At 40.5% G+C, this 19076-nt stretch carries 20 protein-coding genes; 6 read left to right on the top strand and 14 right to left on the bottom strand.

Features of this window, described 5'->3' with window-relative positions:
* Window positions 1-139 precede the first annotated feature (139 nt).
* Window positions 140-430: a hypothetical protein gene (locus tag LLY41_RS12150; RefSeq protein WP_095242905.1), complete on the bottom strand. Its 291-nt coding sequence runs from the start codon at window positions 428-430 to the stop codon at window positions 140-142.
* A 138-nt stretch (window positions 431-568) separates the two neighbouring features.
* Here LLY41_RS12150 and LLY41_RS12145 point away from each other — a divergent pair, with 138 nt between their 5' ends.
* Window positions 569-1633, top strand: a complete 1065-nt coding sequence (locus LLY41_RS12145) for an AbrB family transcriptional regulator (protein ID WP_095242906.1) — start codon at window positions 569-571, stop codon at window positions 1631-1633.
* A 41-nt stretch (window positions 1634-1674) separates the two neighbouring features.
* On the opposite strand, the gene LLY41_RS12140 is transcribed toward LLY41_RS12145, so the two are convergent.
* A complete protein-coding gene (locus LLY41_RS12140; protein ID WP_095242970.1) occupies window positions 1675-2427 on the bottom strand; it encodes a C39 family peptidase in 753 nt (250 codons plus the stop codon).
* Window positions 2428-2723: 296 nt separating this feature from the next.
* Here LLY41_RS12140 and LLY41_RS12135 point away from each other — a divergent pair, with 296 nt between their 5' ends.
* Entirely contained in the window at window positions 2724-3659 is a 936-nt protein-coding gene (locus LLY41_RS12135) for a MerR family transcriptional regulator (protein ID WP_095242907.1), read from the top strand.
* 44 nt (window positions 3660-3703) lie between these two features.
* Here the strand turns inward: LLY41_RS12135 and LLY41_RS12130 are convergent, their stop codons facing one another.
* Together LLY41_RS12130 and speD are read right to left on the bottom strand one after the other, a co-directional pair.
* Entirely contained in the window at window positions 3704-4717 is a 1014-nt protein-coding gene (locus LLY41_RS12130; RefSeq protein ID WP_095242908.1) for a DUF3231 family protein, read from the bottom strand.
* An 89-nt stretch (window positions 4718-4806) separates the two neighbouring features.
* The gene (speD, locus tag LLY41_RS12125; protein WP_095242909.1) at window positions 4807-5631 is read right to left on the bottom strand and encodes an adenosylmethionine decarboxylase; all 825 of its coding nucleotides are present in this window, start codon (window positions 5629-5631) and stop codon (window positions 4807-4809) included.
* A gap of 226 nt (window positions 5632-5857) precedes the next feature.
* On the opposite strand from speD, the gene LLY41_RS12120 reads away from it, so the two are divergent.
* Both LLY41_RS12120 and LLY41_RS12115 read left to right on the top strand, forming a co-directional pair.
* Complete coding sequence (locus tag LLY41_RS12120; RefSeq protein ID WP_286136999.1) at window positions 5858-7000, top strand: CAP domain-containing protein; 1143 nt, start codon at window positions 5858-5860, stop codon at window positions 6998-7000.
* A gap of 109 nt (window positions 7001-7109) precedes the next feature.
* Window positions 7110-7538 carry a cell wall hydrolase gene (locus LLY41_RS12115; RefSeq protein ID WP_095242911.1) on the top strand — a complete coding sequence of 143 codons (429 nt, stop codon included), beginning with the start codon at window positions 7110-7112 and terminating at the stop codon, window positions 7536-7538.
* 44 nt (window positions 7539-7582) lie between these two features.
* Here LLY41_RS12115 and LLY41_RS12110 read toward each other — a convergent pair whose 3' ends face one another.
* From LLY41_RS12110 to LLY41_RS12095, 4 genes are all read right to left on the bottom strand, one after another.
* On the bottom strand, window positions 7583-8182 hold the full coding sequence (locus LLY41_RS12110) for a YdcF family protein (protein ID WP_095242912.1): 600 nt from the start codon (window positions 8180-8182) through the stop codon (window positions 7583-7585).
* A gap of 123 nt (window positions 8183-8305) precedes the next feature.
* Complete coding sequence (locus tag LLY41_RS12105) at window positions 8306-8941, bottom strand: FMN-dependent NADH-azoreductase (protein ID WP_095242913.1); 636 nt, start codon at window positions 8939-8941, stop codon at window positions 8306-8308.
* Window positions 8942-9155: 214 nt separating this feature from the next.
* Window positions 9156-9305, bottom strand: a complete 150-nt coding sequence (locus LLY41_RS12100) for a hypothetical protein (RefSeq protein WP_179288939.1) — start codon at window positions 9303-9305, stop codon at window positions 9156-9158.
* Window positions 9306-9483: 178 nt separating this feature from the next.
* Window positions 9484-10713, bottom strand: a complete 1230-nt coding sequence (locus LLY41_RS12095; protein WP_095242914.1) for a CNNM domain-containing protein — start codon at window positions 10711-10713, stop codon at window positions 9484-9486.
* Between the two features lie 229 nt (window positions 10714-10942).
* On the opposite strand from LLY41_RS12095, the gene LLY41_RS12090 reads away from it, so the two are divergent.
* Entirely contained in the window at window positions 10943-12214 is a 1272-nt protein-coding gene (locus LLY41_RS12090) for a TolB family protein (protein WP_095242915.1), read from the top strand.
* Between the two features lie 18 nt (window positions 12215-12232).
* Here LLY41_RS12090 and LLY41_RS12085 read toward each other — a convergent pair whose 3' ends face one another.
* The 5 genes from LLY41_RS12085 to LLY41_RS12065 form a co-directional block, all read right to left on the bottom strand.
* Window positions 12233-12931: an ABC transporter ATP-binding protein gene (locus LLY41_RS12085; protein ID WP_095242916.1), complete on the bottom strand. Its 699-nt coding sequence runs from the start codon at window positions 12929-12931 to the stop codon at window positions 12233-12235.
* Window position 12932: 1 nt separating this feature from the next.
* Entirely contained in the window at window positions 12933-13886 is a 954-nt protein-coding gene (locus LLY41_RS12080) for an ABC transporter permease (protein ID WP_095242917.1), read from the bottom strand.
* Between the two features lie 35 nt (window positions 13887-13921).
* Window positions 13922-14395 (bottom strand): nitrous oxide reductase accessory protein NosL, encoded by a 474-nt coding sequence (locus tag LLY41_RS12075; RefSeq protein WP_095242918.1) that lies wholly within the window; start codon window positions 14393-14395, stop codon window positions 13922-13924.
* Entirely contained in the window at window positions 14385-15737 is a 1353-nt protein-coding gene (locus tag LLY41_RS12070; RefSeq protein WP_304585476.1) for a right-handed parallel beta-helix repeat-containing protein, read from the bottom strand. Before LLY41_RS12070 ends, LLY41_RS12075 begins: the two co-directional genes overlap by 11 nt.
* 121 nt (window positions 15738-15858) lie before the next feature.
* Complete coding sequence (locus LLY41_RS12065) at window positions 15859-16917, bottom strand: multicopper oxidase domain-containing protein (RefSeq protein WP_095242920.1); 1059 nt, start codon at window positions 16915-16917, stop codon at window positions 15859-15861.
* Between the two features lie 337 nt (window positions 16918-17254).
* Here LLY41_RS12065 and LLY41_RS12060 point away from each other — a divergent pair, with 337 nt between their 5' ends.
* Window positions 17255-18085, top strand: a complete 831-nt coding sequence (locus tag LLY41_RS12060; protein ID WP_304585475.1) for an undecaprenyl-diphosphate phosphatase — start codon at window positions 17255-17257, stop codon at window positions 18083-18085.
* Window positions 18086-18452: 367 nt separating this feature from the next.
* On the opposite strand, the gene LLY41_RS12055 is transcribed toward LLY41_RS12060, so the two are convergent.
* The gene (locus LLY41_RS12055; protein WP_304585474.1) at window positions 18453-19007 is read right to left on the bottom strand and encodes a DUF1836 domain-containing protein; all 555 of its coding nucleotides are present in this window, start codon (window positions 19005-19007) and stop codon (window positions 18453-18455) included.
* Window positions 19008-19076 lie beyond the last annotated feature (69 nt).

The raw sequence follows: 19076 nt of genomic DNA, 5'->3' as shown, positions 1-19076 counted from the left end.
AGAGTAGATTTCATATCTCTCAGTTAAGGAATTCTATCTTTTATATAAGGAATTAAATAGGAGAGGAATAAAAGGATAACTGGCTGCCAATCCAGTAAAAGACCCTGCTTGTACCAATGATGGTGCAGGCTCTTTTCTTTTATCTAAATTGGCTCCCGAAGAAAACAATGATCGCGAGGACCGAGGAAAGAAAAAGCGTGAGGATAATGGAAAATACTACATGAAAGCCAGACTGCCAATTTTGGACTTTCTTTAAGACAAGGACACTTAAGAGGAAGACAAGAACTGTCAACAGGAGAAGGAGAGAAAATGGCCGATGTCCGATTTTGTTCAGATAAAAATCATATAGCGGCGAAAAACCCAGCAGCAAAAATAAACCGAGGCATATAAACGATAAGATGAAAACCAGATGGCTTAGTTTTTCCGGCATGGTTAGTCCCCCCTTTACAAATACCCGCCTCTTATATAAATGTATGAAAACATACCATTACATAAAACTTGTAATTCATTCATAGTTCAAATATGGTATAAATATCTTTAGGTAATCTAATTAAAAGAAGGTTTTTTCGTGAAAAAAAATGTTTTCATCACCTTTTCTGCTGCTGCATTAGGTGCAGGGTTATTTTCATTATTGCATATTCCGGTCGCCTTTTTGCTTGGTGCATTGACTGCTGTAATGATTGGAAGCCGGCTCAGCAGGATTCCATTTTACTGGCCAGCCGCATTTCGGGATGCCGGGATCATTATTGTCGGCTACAGCATCGGCCTTTCTTTTACAAAGGAAGCGGTTTTGCTTATCCTTCAGAAGCTGCCTTTTATTTTTCTCATTACGGTTTGCCTGATTCTCTTTAGTGCCATTTCTGCCCTTCTCATTGCTAAATTATTGGGCATCGATTATCCAACAGTGCTGATCGGGAGTATTCCCGGAGGTCTTTCACAAATGATTCTTCTGGCAGAGGAAGTTAAAGGAATTGATATCACAGTCGTTACCTTTATGCAGGTTGCAAGGCTGACGATGATTATCTTCATTGTCCCTGTTCTGGTTTTCGGACCATGGATGAACATGGAAGTCAGTTCTGAATTTACAGCCGCTGTTCCTTTATGGAGGGATTTATTCCCTGATATTTTCCTCTTTGCTCTTGTTTCCTTTGCAGGCATTATCCTAAGTAAACGCCTGAAGCTCCCTACCACATACCTTCTCGGTCCGATTATGGGAACAGCTGCCCTTGTCATTTCCGGCATTAACGGGCCTCAGCTCCCTCCGTCTGTTTTGGATTTATCACAGCTTTTAATAGGAGCCCACATCGGCATGATGATGAAGCCTGAAAAGCTGGGCAATAAGGTTAAAACGATTTCACTTGCTGCCTTAAGCGGCCTGCTTCTCGTGGTGTGTTCGGTTCTGCTCAGTTTTTGGGTTATGCACGCTTTTCATCTTTCCCCTGCCACCGGATTACTGAGCCTTGCTCCGGGAGGAATGGACCAAATGGCCATCATCGCCCATGAAACCGGGGCCGATCTGGCCATCGTAACAGGGTATCAGCTTTTTCGCTTATTCTTTATCTTCTTTGTGGTGCCTCCGTTTTTAAAATGGATCTTTTTGAAGTTTAAGAGATTAGGATCATCAAGCGAATAAAGAAGGGACTGCATTCTGCAGCCCCTTCTTTTGCTATTATGCTAGTTAATGACAATAGCCTGTGATCCCATTAGCTCCCAGGCTTCTATAAACTGCTGTTTAGGCACCTTTTTATTTTTAGTGCCATACGGATCGTTAATATAGATATTTTCCTCATCATATCCGGTTATTGCCACACTATGCATCTGGAAGGTCACATCCACCGGTCCGCCCGGTGTATTCCAGGTCTCAAAAGATGCAGCGGGTGACAGACTTGCGGTTGTAATGATCCAGACCGGCGACCCTTTCGCTACTTTTTCAAGCAGCACATCAAACGGCTTGCCAGTCAGATTCTCAGCACGGTCAGGAAAGTACTTTTTCGCCAGATCGAAAATCGGCCCCTCATAAACGCCCAATCCCGGACCATCCTCCATATTGCCGACAAAGCCCTCATTGGGATTCCCGTACTCACCTCCGCTTAACTTGAGCGGTACCCGGTTAACTTCCTTTGCTAACTCATTTTTTGATACTTTAACGCCTTCATAGCTTATAATCATTGCTAAACTGGTAATCTCACAACCATTATATAAACGCGGGTGATCCATTTGGTTGTACAATGGCACATCCAGAAGCACCGATTTCTTCATAATTTCCTGCTTCACGGGCGGGGCATGCTGTGCCTCCGCGTGCGGAACAGCTGTATAGGAAATTTCCTTTTCATTTGAGTGTTCATTGCTCCCCATCTTTATGCCTCCCACAGTCAGAGACAATCCAACCCCGGCAGCTATAGACATTGCGATAATTCTATTGCCCAATTGATCAAACTCCCTTTTCATTTCGCTGTTTTCATAATATTCTAGTTTGCTAAACTCCCCCACCATTGTGCCATACCCGCGCGGATATGACAAATCGCCTGATGATAGGCAATTTTTTTTAGAATTTTTGTCAAGAGATCGGTTTTTTGCTTTTTTCTGATGAATAAGGTCTTGTTTTGATAGCTTTTGTCATGCGGCAGGAAAAAGAGGGATAGCATGCTGAATAGGTTAGTAGAAATTGATTCGGAACCCGCTTCCGAATGATTCAGAATCTATTTTGGAAAGGGCTGAGTTAAATGGATACGCAATATATGAAGGCTTATACAATTAAAGAGGTTTCGAAAATGCTAAATGTGCCTCCGGGGACCTTAAGACAATGGGAAAAGGATTTGAACGGATTATTGCTGATTCCTAGGTCCAAACAGGGAGCCCGTTTTTATACAGACCATGAAATTGCATTGCTTGAAAAAGTGAAGCAAATGCGCGATAAAAACCTGAGCAAGGAAATGATCCGGGAATTAATGCAAAAACATATGGACTATGCTTCTGAAACGGCTTCACCAGCAAATGAAACGGCTTTGGCGGCAATAGAACCGGAAACAGCATTACATAAAGAGCAGGAATCAGTCATGAATGCTGAACAGCTCATGGCTATCATGGAAAATTTCAGGGACAGTTTACTTTCAGATATCAGAAATGAAATTCGCAGCGGCGTTCGAAAGGAAGTATTAGAAGAAGTGAAAAAAGAGATTAGCAAAGGATCTTTGCATACCGTGAAAAGCCTATCGGATTCAATCTACAAATCAGGCGAAAAAACGAAAGCGGAAATTGAATCACTGTCAGCGAGGATTGACCAGACTTCGGAGGATACTTCCGAAGCGTTCGGAACTCTTTCGAAAAGGGTTGCGAAGAGTTCGAAACGTACAACTGATCAAATCCATCAGTTGACAAACAAACTGACGGAATCCTCGGAAGCATCCTCCGAAGAATTCAAAACCATGATCCATTACATCTCCTCTTCTGCCGAGGTGACCAGCACCGAAATCAGCTCGCTGATTGAAACATTAAATACGGACAGGGAAATTTATATCGAAACCATTAATAAAGAGCGGGAGCAATATTGGCATGAAGTAAAGCAGCGGGAAGATGTTTTTCAGGATATGATTGTTTCCTTCCGAAGCGCGGCTGCCTCACAGGAACCTGAAAAAAAATGGTGGAAGTTTTGGAAATAGGATTGTATATTTGAAAAGAACCAGGAGAGCAGCATTCCCTGGTTCTAGCTTTGCCTTCTGGCCAGGTCTTTCCGGTTGGGTGAACCTGGCGGCTGTTCCAGCCACTTGTGTTTGATCATAATGTCTGCCCCGTCTTTGGCAAACTGGGCGATTTCCAGAGAAAGACGTTCATAATTCAGGATTATATCACTTCTTTGACTGGCTGAAGCAGCTGCTGCATAGTTCCCTGATCCCAATGTACTCAGAAATGCCATAAGCTGCATCATCAGCCTTTCTGAGAATGGTGATTCAGAACTGCCGTTTACAGCATAATCAGGGGAATTAGGAGCCTGTATATCATTGTCCAGCAATGTTGCACTCAGAATCTTCACATGTTTTTTTGAAATTTCCTTACCCCGTTCCATATAGCTGATAATCTCTTTTGATTTAGCAGCCTGTGAAAAGCTGAGAGCCAGCATCGTTCCCACCATGTTGGTTTCCACATTAAATGATAAATGTGCAATCTCAATTGCATTTAGCGGCCGCGGCTTCCTTAAAGGATTTAACCCGCTTAAATAGCTATTATCATCAATCATGTCTATTTCCGCTGGAAGGTCTATGTATGGCCTTCTCAGATAAATTCCTTTCTCTAAAGCTATATCTGTAGCTTTTTCAAACAATTCCATGGTTTGATGGATGCATTTTATAAAATATGTTCTTAAATCTTTCCTGGCACTCATGCCCAAAGAGCTGCCATACGCAACAAGACCGGATTTGGCCATCTGCAGTAGGAATTCCAGCATAAACGTATCTGTGTACAATTTTTGCGCATTAAGGTTAACGTCATTACTCGAGAAACCTGCAGGTATTGGAAACCTTTCTTTTTGAAATAAATCGGTCAAAAACTTGATATGACCGTCCGATAATTGACGGGCGAATTCAATGACAGGTTTTATTTCATCATCTTCCACGGTTTTATCAAAGTAATCCAAAAGAGGCAATGACATACTGTCATTTTGGTAACCCGTCCATAAAACTGCCACTTCACCTGATGTCAAATGAACCTTGTTTTCTTCCATCCCATATCCCCCTAAATGTCGTTATTCTTTATCATTTCCCGAATTCTGGGAGTTATGAAAAAAGACTCCCTGATTGGGAGCCTTCACGTTCACTCTGATATAGAACCGGGTTTAATATTCTTCCCGTAAAAAATCTCGTCCATCTCTGTTGTAAGCCGCTCAGTAATCTCTTCGGCCTCTTTTGGATCAAGCTTATCCTTTGTGTAACCAAATAAATAATTATCCAAATCGAAGTCCCTTATTTTACATTTGGTATGAAAGGTGTGTGCCTGATAAATATTTACGTCGATCATATCAAAATCTTCTTTTGCTTCGTCAGGAATATAATTTTGGATTGAACTGATATCATGGTCGATATAAAGTTTTTTCCCGTCCTTGTCCCGTGTAAATCCCCTGACTCTGTAATCTATAGTCATGATGTCTGTATCAAAGGAATGGATCAGGTAATTAAGGGCTTTTAGCGGGGAAATTTCTCCGCAGGTGGATACATCTATATCAGCCCTGAATGTGCTGATTCCTTCGTCTGGATGATATTCAGGATAGGTATGAACGGTTATATGGCTTTTATCCAGCTGCATGACTACGTTATCCGGCAGCGGTCCGGGAGATTCATCAAAAGATTCAGCCGGTACCTCCACTACTGGACCTTCAGATACAAGAACCGTCACACTTGCACCTTGTGGCACATAATCCTGCTGTGCCACATTCAGGACATGGGCACCAATAATATCGGAAACATTCGTAAGTATTTTTGTGAGCCGCTCCGCGCTATATTCCTCATCAATATAATCTATATAGGCTTCACGCTCCTCCCTTGTCCTCGTATAACAAATATCATACATATTAAAGCTGAGCGATTTTGTCAGATTATTAAATCCATGGAGTTCAATTCGTTGTTCAGGTGTTAGTTTCATCATGCTTCCCCCTTTGCAGCTCATCTGTTCATTTTTCATTTTTATAATTATGTTACCCAAACTTTTCACTTAAAAACGGAAAATATCGAATCACGGTTAAAGTGACAGGCAAACAGGGTAGAAAAATAAGGAAAGCCGCAATGTTTTGCATTTCCGGATTTTTAGATCTTATAATGAATGGGCATACCTTTGATAATGGGTTTAAAGGTGCATGGGAGGAGATTATTTGAGGAAGGTTTTATTTATACTTATCCTGTTATTTCTCGGTTTCGCTTTTTCACAGCCGGATGAAAAATCAGCTGATGATTCCAAGTCAGGAACTGTAATGGATAATATAAAAACAGATATTCAGCTTTTTAAAGACAATAAGGACCTCCAGAATGTAATAACTGACGTTATGGAGGAGGCGCAAAACTGGGCGGATCAATTTCTCCTGACAATCGGGCAATATACCGGGGAAAAAAATCTTTCTCCTGAGGATAAAGCCGAAAAACCTGTTTTGGAAGCCCCTGAGGAACAAACCTTTTCTATTCATAACATAGAAATAGGAGATGATAAGGCGGAAATCGAAAAAAATCTTGGTCCCTCGGGCCGTATCTCCGCGAATGAATATGGAACAGACTGGCATGCCTATCATGATCACTATCAAAATTTCGTAATGGTTGCTTATGACAAGCAGGAAAAAGCAGCGGGCATCTATACAAATCAGGATCTGATTTCTTCCACAAAAGAGATTGCCTACGGGACGCCAAAGTCATCCGTGACACAGCAGCTTGGAAAGCCGCTGGATAGAATGAGAAAAGACTTGGTCATCTTCCAGCTTGAAGAGAATCGTGATTATGACTTATACGAACTGGATGGGAATTACGTAACCATTTTTTATGATAAGCATCGTAACAATACGGTCACATCCATTCAAATAATCAGCAAATCACTTGAAAAGCAAAAAGAATCCTTTTATGCATATGCCAGCAGTGTTTTAAAAGAAGGATTTGAATGGCAGCTGTTCGATATTACCAATGCAGAGAGAGTAACTCATGGAGTGCCCGTTCTGGAGTGGGACGATACTGTTAAGGAAACGGCGCGTAAGCACAGCAGCGATATGGCAGAGAACAATTATTTTGACCATACCAATCTGCAGGGCCTCTCCCCTTTTGACAGAATGCAGGCGGATGAAGTTTCGTTTATGTTAGCCGGGGAAAACCTTGCTTCCGGCCAATTCAGCAGTATATTTGCTCACGAAGGATTAATGAACTCGCTCGGACACCGCAAAAACATTCTGCGTGCGGATTATGAATTTTTGGGTGTTGGTGTCGCTTTTAATTCAAAATCACAGCCTTATTATACCGAAAATTTTTATGCCAACTAAAAGCTCCTGCTTCTGCCGGAGCTTTTTCTCTTGTTAAAAGCACATCCCCCTCTTTTGTGCATACCCTATATCAGCCTATCTAATATTGAGGGAACGGTGGTGAGTCAGAATGGCAGTGGTGAAGGCACGCGAACAGGATATAGATTTACTGGCCCGCCTTCTACGGGCCGAGGCTGAAGGAGAAGGCCAGCAGGGCATGCTAATGGTTGGAAATGTGGGGATTAACCGAATCAGGGGAAATTGTTCTGATTTCAAAGGAATCCGCACTATACCGGAGATGATACACCAGCCGCATGCTTTTGAAGCAGTTCAGAAAGGCTATTTTTATCAGCGGCCAAGAGAAGTGGAGAGAAGACTCGCACGTAGGGCTGTAAAAGGTGAAAGGATTTGGCCCGCTAAATTTGCACTATGGTATTTCAGGCCGCCTGGCGAATGTCCACCCACATGGTACAATCAGCCGTTTGCGGGGAAATTTAAGCTCCATTGTTTTTACGAGCCTACAGCGGAAGAATGCGAGAATATTTATAATACATTTTAATAAGGATCCCGCCGATTGGATACTGGCGGGGTTTTTTCTTGTCATTAAATTTCCTGATCTATAAGAATTCCCTTATTAACGTAATCAATTATTTTCCCTGCTTCATCAAACGCTCTTTTTCTTCCATAAGGATGCTGCTTCCATTGCTCTTTCCCGGTTGAACCATCATTAGAACATACTAAAGAATAGTTAATCCAATTCGGCATATATGTCAATAATGTTAAGTGCAGCCTCCTCATATGAAATGGAGCTGTTACAACGATGATATTGGAGATGTTCTCGAGTCCGCACATCCGGTCCATAACCAGCATAGAGGCAAGAACATTTTCTTTTGTATGAAGAGATTTATTTTCAAGGAAGAGGTCATTTGGAGGAATGCCGTACAAAATGGCTTTTTTCATTAACATTTCTGCTTCAGTCATTTCATTGCCCGGCCATTTTACACCACCTGACAAAAGCAGCTTTTTTGCTCTTCCTTCCTGATAAAGCCTGATAGCTTCCGGTAATCGATATTCTGCTGCTTTGCTGCTTCCAGGCACAAAAATTAAATCCCCTTTTTGCAGATTATCCTCAATACCCTCATAAAGCAGCTTGGTAACATCATTCTCATTTAAATGGCTGGGGCTGAATTCCGAGATTTTCACAAAATGTCCCCCTTTCGTTCCCAGCTTATATACTTCCTGTATTATACTATTCTTCCGGGACAAGAGCTCTTCTTATATATGCCTAGCAAAAAAGAAAAAGCAGCGGAAATCCGCTGCTTTTGTTTAGAATGTTTTCGCTTTGTCTTTTGCACGGGCAATGGCGTCAGCTTTTATTTCTTCAGCTTTATCAGGCATTGCGTTGTGCCCTTCCACAAAGAGACCCTCGAATGAAGGAACGCCGAAGAATTGCATTAATACTGTTAAATAGCGGTGACCCATTTCCATCTCTGCTGCAGGCCCCTCGGAATAGATGCCTCCACGAGCCTGGATGTGAATCGCCTTTTTGTCAGTCAATAACCCGATTGGGCCTTCAGCAGTATACTTAAATGTCTTGCCGGCTACTGCCACTGAATCAAGATACGCTTTCATTACCGGAGGGAACGAGAAGTTCCAAAGCGGTGTAACAAACACATATTTATCAGCTGCCACAAACTGTTCGCTTAGTTCTGAAAGACGGCCTACTTTTGACTTTTCATCTTCAGACAGTTCTTCAAAACCTTTGCCTGACTGAAGCTTGCCCCATCCACTGAAAACATCAACATCAATTGCCGGGATATTTTCCTTGTATAAATCAATATGAACGATTTCGTCATTTGGATTAGCTTCCTTGTAAGAATCAATAAATGCTTTTCCTGCTGCCATGCTATATGACACCTTATCATCATGAGGGTGTGCTGTAATGTATAAAACCTGAGCCATAATTTTATCACCTTTCCAATTTGAGTAGTCAATTTAGTTTGAATCAGAAGTAAAATATGTATTCATCCTGCAGTATGATCATTTTTATTCTTAATCCGAGATAATCATATTCAAAATAAAAAAGATTTTCAAATGATTTGCTCATGCTATTTTTAAATACCCAAAATTCATGTTGGATAATCCTCAAAAAAAAGAACCCTCATTGGGTCCATATTTATTCTTGTTCTTTAGGTGAATACGGATTAGTTCCGATATTTTTTCTCATTTCATCCGTTAGTTCAAAAGGAATGCTTGAAGTTGCTTCACTGTCTGTTTCGTAGTTCATTTGTACGCTTCCGTCATAATGAAATGGTTTGTTTTCCATGCTAAGATCACCTCTGATATTTGTTTTTATTATATTATATACTAAAAAGGACCTATTTTTTCAGAAAAATAAAAATAAATTATTTGTATCCCTGTAACTATTATCCCTCATTCTATCCTGGTTTATTTAGTGATAATAAAAAAGCATTATTCCCGTCTGGAAATAATGCTCATATACATCAAGGTGTTTTCTTCTTAATTTCGACCAGTTTAATTCTGTTATCTTCAATCGATTTTATTTCAAAATGCAGATGGTGGTATTCGAATGTTTCCCCTTCTTCAGGAAAATGCCCCAGTTCTTTTAATAAAAATCCTGCAAGGATGTCTTCCTCTTCGGGAATTTTTGTTTTAAAAACTTCATTGATTCTGCGGATTGCCAGTTTGCCGTGAACAATAATATGGTTTTCCGTTAATTCGTCGATCAGCACTTCCGCGTTTTCATCCGTTTCGTCTTCAATTTCCTGGCCCAGCATCGCTTCAAGAATATCCTCATGGGTGATGATGCCTTTCGTCCCGCCATATTCATCAAGAACAATGGCAAGGTGCTTCCTTTCTTTCATCATCATTTTGAATACCTTGTCAATGCTATGAAATTCATAGACAAATAACGGCTCTAAGTCGGTAAAATCCTTCAGGGATTTCTCTGGCTGATTGGACCAGGAGAGCAAAACCTTAGCATGGAAAACCCCGACAATGTTATCCATATTATCTTTATACACCGGATACCTTGTAAAACGATTATCCAGCACTATATTCTTTGCTTCTTCTATTGTTGCTTCAAATGGAATGCCTTCAATTTCCATTCGCGGCGTTTTTAGCGCATCGCTGACATCTAAATTATAAAAATCAATGATCCCTTTAATTCGCTGTGTTTCTTCTTCATGGAAGGTTCCTTCGCTTGTAGCTATATCAACCATGGTAATAAGCTCTTCCTTGGATACTGATACTGAATCCTCATCATTTTTTGAAAGAAATTTAATAATTCCTCTCGTGAACCTGGATATTAGAAAAGTGACCGGCTTTAAGATCAGCATTAGGATTCTAATGACCGGAAATACAAGATAAGCAATTTTGTCGGAAAAGCTTGCTGCGATGGATTTTGGCAGAACTTCCGCAAATAAAATTAGTGCCACAGTCAGAATACCCGTCGCCACCCCTACATTGAAATCATAGTCAAGCGCAATGATGGTAACCAGTGTAGGCAGCATGATATTAGCAATATTATTGCCAATTAATATCGATGTAATCATCTCATCAGGCTTTGACACGACATCCAAAATTCTTTGTGCTTTCTTATCATTATTATCTGCTCTGGATTTTAATTTCATTTTGTTAACAGCCGTTAAGGCAGTCTCACTTCCCGACAGGAAAAAGGACATGAACATGAAAAACAAAATAGCAATGAACAAAGTTGATTTCCTCCAATATTAATCCGTTTTTAATTGTTTTTACCCCATTAACATCCGAAAAAACGGTGCTGGGCAATTTTGTATACTAAACCATCATTATAAAGTAAATGAAATTATATCGAAAATAGAAACCATTTTTTCATTGTGCTCTTTTTATTAATTTCAATAAAATAACTCTCTTTGTCCATAATAAGCATGATTAAATAACTTGAAGGAAGATGAGAAGGATATGCGCAAGCTGATTTTGCTGCTTTGCTGCTTCCTGCTTATTATCCCGTCTGATGCATGGGGAGATACGGCAGAAAATCATTTGCAGGCAGCTTTTATACGAAATGGCTATTTGTGGATCAAGACCGGAGTGACTGAAGAACAGATTTCTGCTGAACCTGGAAAGTTCACAAATACACCAAAGTGGTCCTATGATGGCCAATGGCTCCTATATGAAAAAAAAGCGCAGGAACCTCATTCGCCTACTATCGAAAACAGCACAGAGATATGGGTATACAATGTAAAGTCAAAGAAGCATAAGAGGATTTTTCAAGGGGGCGGGAATGCCAAATGGGCACCTTCCGACTACAGGATTGCTTTCACCAGCAACGGAGTCTTAAACATATCGGATATGAATCAATTCTACAATATCGCTTTAGGTGTAGATGATTATAATTGGTATCCTGACGGAAAAGGATTTATTTTATCTTCAAGCGCCGACTTAAAGCCGGACGGCTGGACCAGCCCTATTCTATATAAGGTTCAGCTGCCGGAACAGCTTGAGGATATGAATTTAACTCAGCATGTGAAACCGTTTTTCACGTTACCTAAGGAAATAGGCAACGGCAATGCTTCCATTATGTCCATTAACGCAACTACATTTGAATTCTCACCTGATGGAAAATGGATTTCTTTCATAGTGAGTCCAACTGCATCCCTGGCCATGGACAGTGATATGGTTTGCGTCATTTCTCCTGATGGGAAGAATTTTGAAGTTCTTGATGAGATGATCCTTCATCTGGACGTCCCCAAGTGGGCGCCGGGCAGGAATTTATTGGGCTACATTGCAGGCGGGGGCAGAATTGTGATGGGCTTCAAGAATAAAAAATTGAAGGTGGCAGAATTGCCTGCCTTTAAAACCTTGAACCTTACCCCTGCTAAATTTGCAGAAATGGGTTTTACGTGGGTGGATAATGAAATACTCGTAGCATCACGAGTGGATGAAAGTGAATGGTCAAATGATCCGCAAAGACGGCCTGAGCCAACACTCTGTCTGATTCAGCTCAACAAGACCCAGCAGACGAGAATCACCTATCCCAAAAATTCAATTGGAGATTATAACCCTCTTTACCTAAAGACAGCCGGTAAATTAACATGGGTCAGAAAAAAGCTTGCAGAGCAAAAAGGCGATCTATGGATTGCTGAGCTTAGCGGAAAAAATGCAAAGCTATGGGCAAAAGATGTTGAACAATATTCATTTTATGAAAACAGAGGACAAAAAAGCGGTTCCTAAATGGAATCGCTCTTTGTCTCAGTCCGATTTTTGTTCCATTTTGTGTATAGAAAGGAATACTTCCTCTAAGGAGGCACATTTGTATTCTTTGTAAGCTTGATCAAGTGTTCCATGAAATTTTATTTTCCCGTTAAATAAGATAATCAGTTTGTCGGCGATTTCTATGGCGTCCCTCATAATGTGACTGCTGATAATGATCGTTTTATTCTTATCTTTCAACTCCTTTATTATCTTTTTCAGCTGAATAACCCAATAGGGATCCAATCCGTCTGTCGGTTCATCAAGAATATAGATGTCGGTATCGGCGAGCAGACACTGAGCCAGATTAAGCCGCTGACTCATCCCTTTTGAAAATCCTCCAGCTTTCTGGTTCCGTTCGCTCCATAAGCCTGTTTTCTCTAAAACTAATTTGATCGTTTCCTTGTCTTTATTTAAAAATCGAGCATAATAATCAAGGATTTCATAAGGTGTAAGCTCTGCTGGGAACATCATTTGGTCAGGCATGTAAGCAAATGGCTTTTGCTGTTTGGAATGGAACACCACACTTCCAGTGGTGGGACTTTCAACATTTGTCAGCATTTTGATCATCGTACTTTTTCCCGCTCCATTCCCCCCGCATAATACGATACATTCCCCCTGATCAATGTGGAGATTCAATGGTGCTAATGCTGTCTTGTTTTTATATGCTTTGGATAACTCCTTCATTTCCACGATCATCTTAAACACCTCTTTTCGTTAAAAGCCGGGCTGAAGATAGGATGGTGATTAGAATTATGAGGGTAATGGATATTGTAAGGGCAAGAGTTAAAGAGCCATTTGCTCCCCACTCTTCGATTATTAAGTATTCAGGACCGAATACATATTCAGAATTCAGTTTAGAGATCGACCATACGCGCACGGATTCAACCGGGTTCAAAAGGATAAACATGAACAGGCTGTTTTGCTTGACTGCATATGGAACCAACCCGATGACAGAAAAGATGATAAATTCGTAGACAAACACCATTAGAATCCATACTATAATGGCTGCTGACAGTCCCTGCATCCTTGTTTTGGAAAGGGCTCCAATCAGTAAGGATGCCGCTGAGAATACAAGGATTAAAAACATGTTCACCAGCAGAAAAACCTGATAAATATGGGCTGCAAAAGAACTGCCAGCCAAAGATGAGATCAAGCCGAATAACCCATATGAAATACCTGCTGCAAAGAATAACGAGAGGACCAAAGCCAGGAATTTACTGATCAGATAATATCCTGAAGATGCCTGATAAGTTCTATATAAGGATAATCTCCCATTTTCTTTATCGGCAATAATGGAACTACCTCCAAGAATCATGCAAATGACCGGAATCATCCAAAGAGATAGGTTGATCAGCATGGCAATCGAACGGTTGTAGGCAGACTGGCTGAACCCTTCTGTATTGCCCTCTTCCGTCTTTATTTCTTTAAGGCCGTAATATTCCGGGTTCACACCCATTGTCTCAATATTGTCATTAACACCTTCCAGCCCATACGTTACTTCAGCGGGATCAGATTTTACAGACTGGAGGCCGTATAAATAAAGGAGAACTGCCAGAAAGAAAAATAGAATCATAAAGTTTAAAAGCCATCTGCTTCTTAACAGCAGCCGTAGTTCATGTTTTGTCATAGTAAACAAAAGTCCGGGATTCATCTTGATTCCTCCTCGTGCTGAGGGTAAATATCTCGTTAATGGCTGTGATTCTTTCCGTCTCCTTTAAAGCTCTTTATATCGGCTTTCAGGAGCTCTTCTTTCGAATATTCAGTTCCTCCATGTTCTTTCCGGTATTCCTCAGCTTTTTCCAATGATTCAAAAGCTGCTATTCCATAGCTCATGGGGCTTTCAATATCGCTGTGCTGTATAAATGCAGAAGCATCAAACGATATCCATTCCCTGCTGAGATAATCATGGACAAAGGCTGCCTCATATTCAGGCTTCTCTGACTGTAAATATTGTGTCATACACCCAATATCATCGAACAATACAGGCTCACCACTTTTTAAAATTATCTGTGCTGCTGATTCCAAATCAGCGATTCCCATATTACAGGCAGCACAGCTATCCTGATTCAGTTTAATTTCTGCCGGCTCCGATGCTGGTGAAGAACAGGCACTCAGCAATATTGCGAGAACAGCCATTAGGAGAACAGGTTTAAATTTCATAGTGCTTCCTCCCATAATTCAATATAAGCAAACTTGTTAAAGTGATAAGAAAAAAGAACAGGATTAAAGAAGGTTCACGGCTTGGAAGGGCATTCCTTTTTTCTGATTTGAGTTCTTTCTGCTTTACAGGCGCAGCTTTAGCAAGCGGTGACTCATCTATGATAAAGGCATCTGATGGAATCGGAGTGTATTGTTCAATCATATTCCACAATTCTACGGCCGGACTTTGATAAAAGATCTGCAGTAAAGGCTCTTCATCTGCCAACTGATAAAAAACATCCCCGCTTTTATAGGCAAAGTCCACTTTATGGTCATGATCCAGATTCAATAATTGATGATCATCAAAATAGTTGCCATAGGTATCCTTACTGAATAGATTCCTGTTATCTTTTTCAGAGATGATTTGCCTTGTATTCCCGGAAAAATTATTTAAATAAATGATATTATCATTTGAATTCTTCCCCATTTCCAGGCCGGTATCATTTTCCTGAATCTGATTAAATTCAAGTCTGTTCCGCTGTGCATTTTCAAGAATCATTCCTCTGTAATTGCCCCTCACAATATTGGAAGCAATTTTGGAATCAAAGGTGTCATACATAAAAATCCCGGCACCCTCATTTTCTGTATTCTTATAAAAATAGTTTTCCAGGATAAATACTTCATAGCTTTGCATGATCATGAGCCCGTTGATGCTTTCGGTCACCCTATTGTCTGCAATTAAAACATTACGGGAATCCATTGTGTGCACGCCATAGCGTGCTTTGGACATGATGTTCCCGCTGACTTCGCAAAAATCAGAATAGGACACATAAACACCATCATGCGTGTGGTAGAAGTAATTATTTCTTACCGCAGTATTTGGAGCTTCAACCAAATAGATGCCAAAGCCCTTGTGACGGTCCTTACTTTGGAAGCTTGTAATGATATTATTTTCAAACCGGTGTCCATATGAATTCCTTGCATATATGCCGTGAAAAACATTCCTCAGCGCTATATGGTGAAGATAGGCACGGTCTCCTGTCACATAGATTCCGGCATTCTGTGATCCGCTTCCTTCCAATTCCAGATGTTCAATGATGACATCATCCGCTGCAATTTTCAGCACATGGCCATTTTCAGATCCTATAATTCTGGTTCCTTTATCCCCGATAATATGAACTTTTCTCTCTATTGAAAAACTTCCTTCATATTTTCCAGAATGTAATTTAATGACTGATACACTCGGATCCGACAAGGCTTCTCTCAGCTCTTTTGATGATGCTGCAGAGAATTCCTGAGCGGAAGCTTTTCCGGCCAGGATCATACTGAAAAATAATAGAAACCATCCGATTTTTTTATACACTCAGCAATCACCTGCCCGGAAATATGCGTTCCGGCTATCTCTTTGAAGATAGCCGAAAAAGGTATTCCATTTTTAATTTTTCTCTTGTATAATTTAGTTTGAGTTGAGTTTTTATTTATATTTAGTGGCTCATTGTAGCCTTACCGTCGTCTTCACCGGTCGCAGTTACCTTTAGAATGGCGACGGCTCCTTTTTGTGCATGGTTAAATTGATGCGTCACGATGGGGTAGCTGCCTTCCTTCGTTACGGTAAATTCCACAACAGCTCCGCCGCTCGCCGGGAGCATGACCGTCTGGAGACCTTTGTAATGGTTAAAAGGGTTGCCGTCAATGTATACATCATCAAACACTGTACCCACCACATGGAAAGAGCTCACTTCATTTGGCCCCACATTATTTACATACATCCTTACTTTATCCCCTACTTTAGCCAGAAGCGGTTTGTCTTTAAGTGTGAACGTATCCCCATTTGTATTAGGGTCTCCCTCTTTTAGCGCCTTTGTTGAGAAAACTACATGACTCGGAACCCCATTTGTAAAATCATCAAGGTCGTTGTATTTATACCATTCGTTTTGAATAATTGTATATTCTCTATCAATCTCTTTATCAGTCGGATAGCCGGCTTTTGGCTTAACAATAATCGTTCCGTGCATTCCGTTTGCGATATGTGATAATACCGGTGAAGTTCCGCAGTGATACATAAACACGCCAGGTTTATTGGCAGGGTAACTGAATGTTCCCGTCTCATCAGGCTTGACGTTGGAGAAGTCTTTTGAAGGAGCTGCGTGTACAGCGTGAAAATCCATGCTGTGCGGTATTGCCGGATCCATGTTTTTTAAGGTGAAATTGATTGTGTCCCCTTCATTGACAACTACTACCGGTCCTGGTGCTTCCCCGTTAAATGTCCACGCTTTATAGAATTTTCCTTTATCGATCTCGATATCTGTAATTTGGGAAGTCATTTCGACATTCACTTCATTCTCTCCGACTCTTTCAATCTTCAATGGAATAGGCTCCTGATTTAAATCTTTGTGCGGAGCGATTGCTTCAGGCTGGGTTTCTGCTGCCAGTACTTTTTCCTCGGGCTGAAGTGCATTTTCAGGTGCTGCCCCCTGGCTGCATCCCGTTAGCAAGCCTATGCCTATTGCGGAAGTAAGCAGATATTTTACTCCTTTTCTCATCTTAATTTCCTCCTTTTAATCGATTGGTTTATCTGCTTTTATCATATGGTAAATCAGCTCTGAAATTGGTGATTTTTCTCACAAGACTTTGGAATTCTGTGAAGAGTTTGTGAATTAGTGATCGAACTATTTTCACTTAAGATCCTCTTAGATTTCAAATACTTTGAATGAGGATTTCTGCCTGCTATTGACCAGTTTACAAATGCCAATTTCAGCTGAATTAATAGACAGTTTACATCTATATTACTTTGTAAAAAAGTGTTCCTATCTATCTCAAATGGTTTATAATCATTAAATGGAGTTGTTTGCATCAGAATAAAAGGAGAATATAACAGTTATGGAATTTATTATGATTTTGAAAGCAATTATATTGGGGTTTGTTGAAGGAATGACTGAGTTTGCCCCAGTGTCATCGACAGGACATATGATTATTGTGGATGATATGTGGCTTAATACAAAAGAGTTCTTATCCAAATATGAAGCCAATACCTTTAAAGTCGTTATTCAGCTCGGTTCCATTTTAGCGGTTGTAATTATTTTCAGGGACCGGTTCATTGAAATGCTCGGCCTCGGGGGACGGAATAAAAGCTCGGAAGAAAAACAAAGCCGCCTGAAACTGTCTCAAGTCATTGTCGGGTTAATTCCAGCAGGGATTCTTGGCGTTTTGTTTGAGGATTATATTGATGAACATCTGTTTTCAACTGAGACGGTACTGATTGGTTTGGTTATTGGTGCTTTTCTGATGATTTTTGCCGATATTTTTGGAGGCAAAAACCCGAAGACAGTTTCTGTTGATCAAATCACCTATAAACAGGCTTTATCTATTGGATTGATACAATGTTTCTCCCTATGGCCAGGATTCTCGCGTTCAGGTTCCACCATTTCAGGCGGCGTGCTGCTTGGCCTGTCACATAGGGCTGCAGCTGATTTTACTTTTATCATGGCCGTGCCGATTATGGCCGGTGCGAGTTTTCTTTCATTAATAAAGAATCTTGAATACTTTTCAGTCGAGGCGCTTCCGTTCTTTATTGCAGGATTTGTCAGTGCATTTATTTTTGCATTAGTTTCAATCCGCTTCTTCTTGAAGATTATCGGCAAGATTAAACTGATCCCTTTTGCCATTTATAGAATCGTTTTGGCGGGGGTTATCTATTTCGTATTTCTATAAAAATGATCCCGGGCTGTGGGGCCCGGGTTTTTGTATGTTTGGTGCCCGCTGATTTCTGGTGCGGGCATTTGTTTATGGTGAGGATTTGTATAACGGGAAGGTGGTTCGGACTCAGATTCCGGGATTTTCGCTTTTTGTGTCAGAAGTTGCCTCAAGTTCTGACTCAAACCCCTGCTTCCGACCTTTTTGTGTCTGAAGCTGCTTCCTTCAAAACGCATTTTTAAAAAAGCTGATAATTAATCGAGGTATCCACAGTATTATCCGAAAAAGAAAAACGATAACATCTAAATCGAGGATCTCGTACATGATTTCCCGCAGCCAACCTGATTTTCGTTTTTCTTTCTTTTTAATGAAGGTACCCGCTTTTCTATTTCTCATCGCCTGTCTCCTTTACCTCATCCACAATGCGTTCAGCTGCTTTTCGGTATAAGTTGCTCATATGAACGAGTGAAGATGCCAGCAGGACTTTTTCCAGCTGGGCTGGCTGCCCTTCATTTAGCTCTGCCGCCCTGCCCGCCTGATTTTCCAGATCATTAATAAATGCATCGGCATTCAGTTTCGCCAAATCGAGGTAAAGCTGATAAAAATGGTTCAGATCCATCTTTCCTTCTGCCGTCCTCGTGTTGACGCTATTTAGCAGGCTTTTAATATCATTTATGGATAGAGCCCCTTTTAGCTGATAGATAAAAGCAATTAATATAAGGTGCTCCTTTGAATATTTTTTATTTTTAATTGGAAAAAATAATTTCCCTTTTGCATAGTTATTTATCATTGTCTTAGTTAGCACTTTTTCCTCTTCATTTCTCGTCGTGTTCCCAAAGGTATTTTCAAAAAGCTGGATTACTTGATCCATATATAAATCTATTTGTGGTATATCTTCCAATTCAATTTGGTTATCCGCTATGAGTTTTTCCAATTTCATAACAATTCCTCAAACCCCTCATTTATCGTTATATAAATTCTACTTAAAAAAACTCAGATTGTAAATATT

The organism is Cytobacillus firmus (genome assembly GCF_023612095.1).
Classification (GTDB): Bacteria; Bacillota; Bacilli; order Bacillales; family Cytobacillaceae; genus Cytobacillus.
This window is presented reverse-complemented; position numbering and strand designations above follow the sequence as displayed.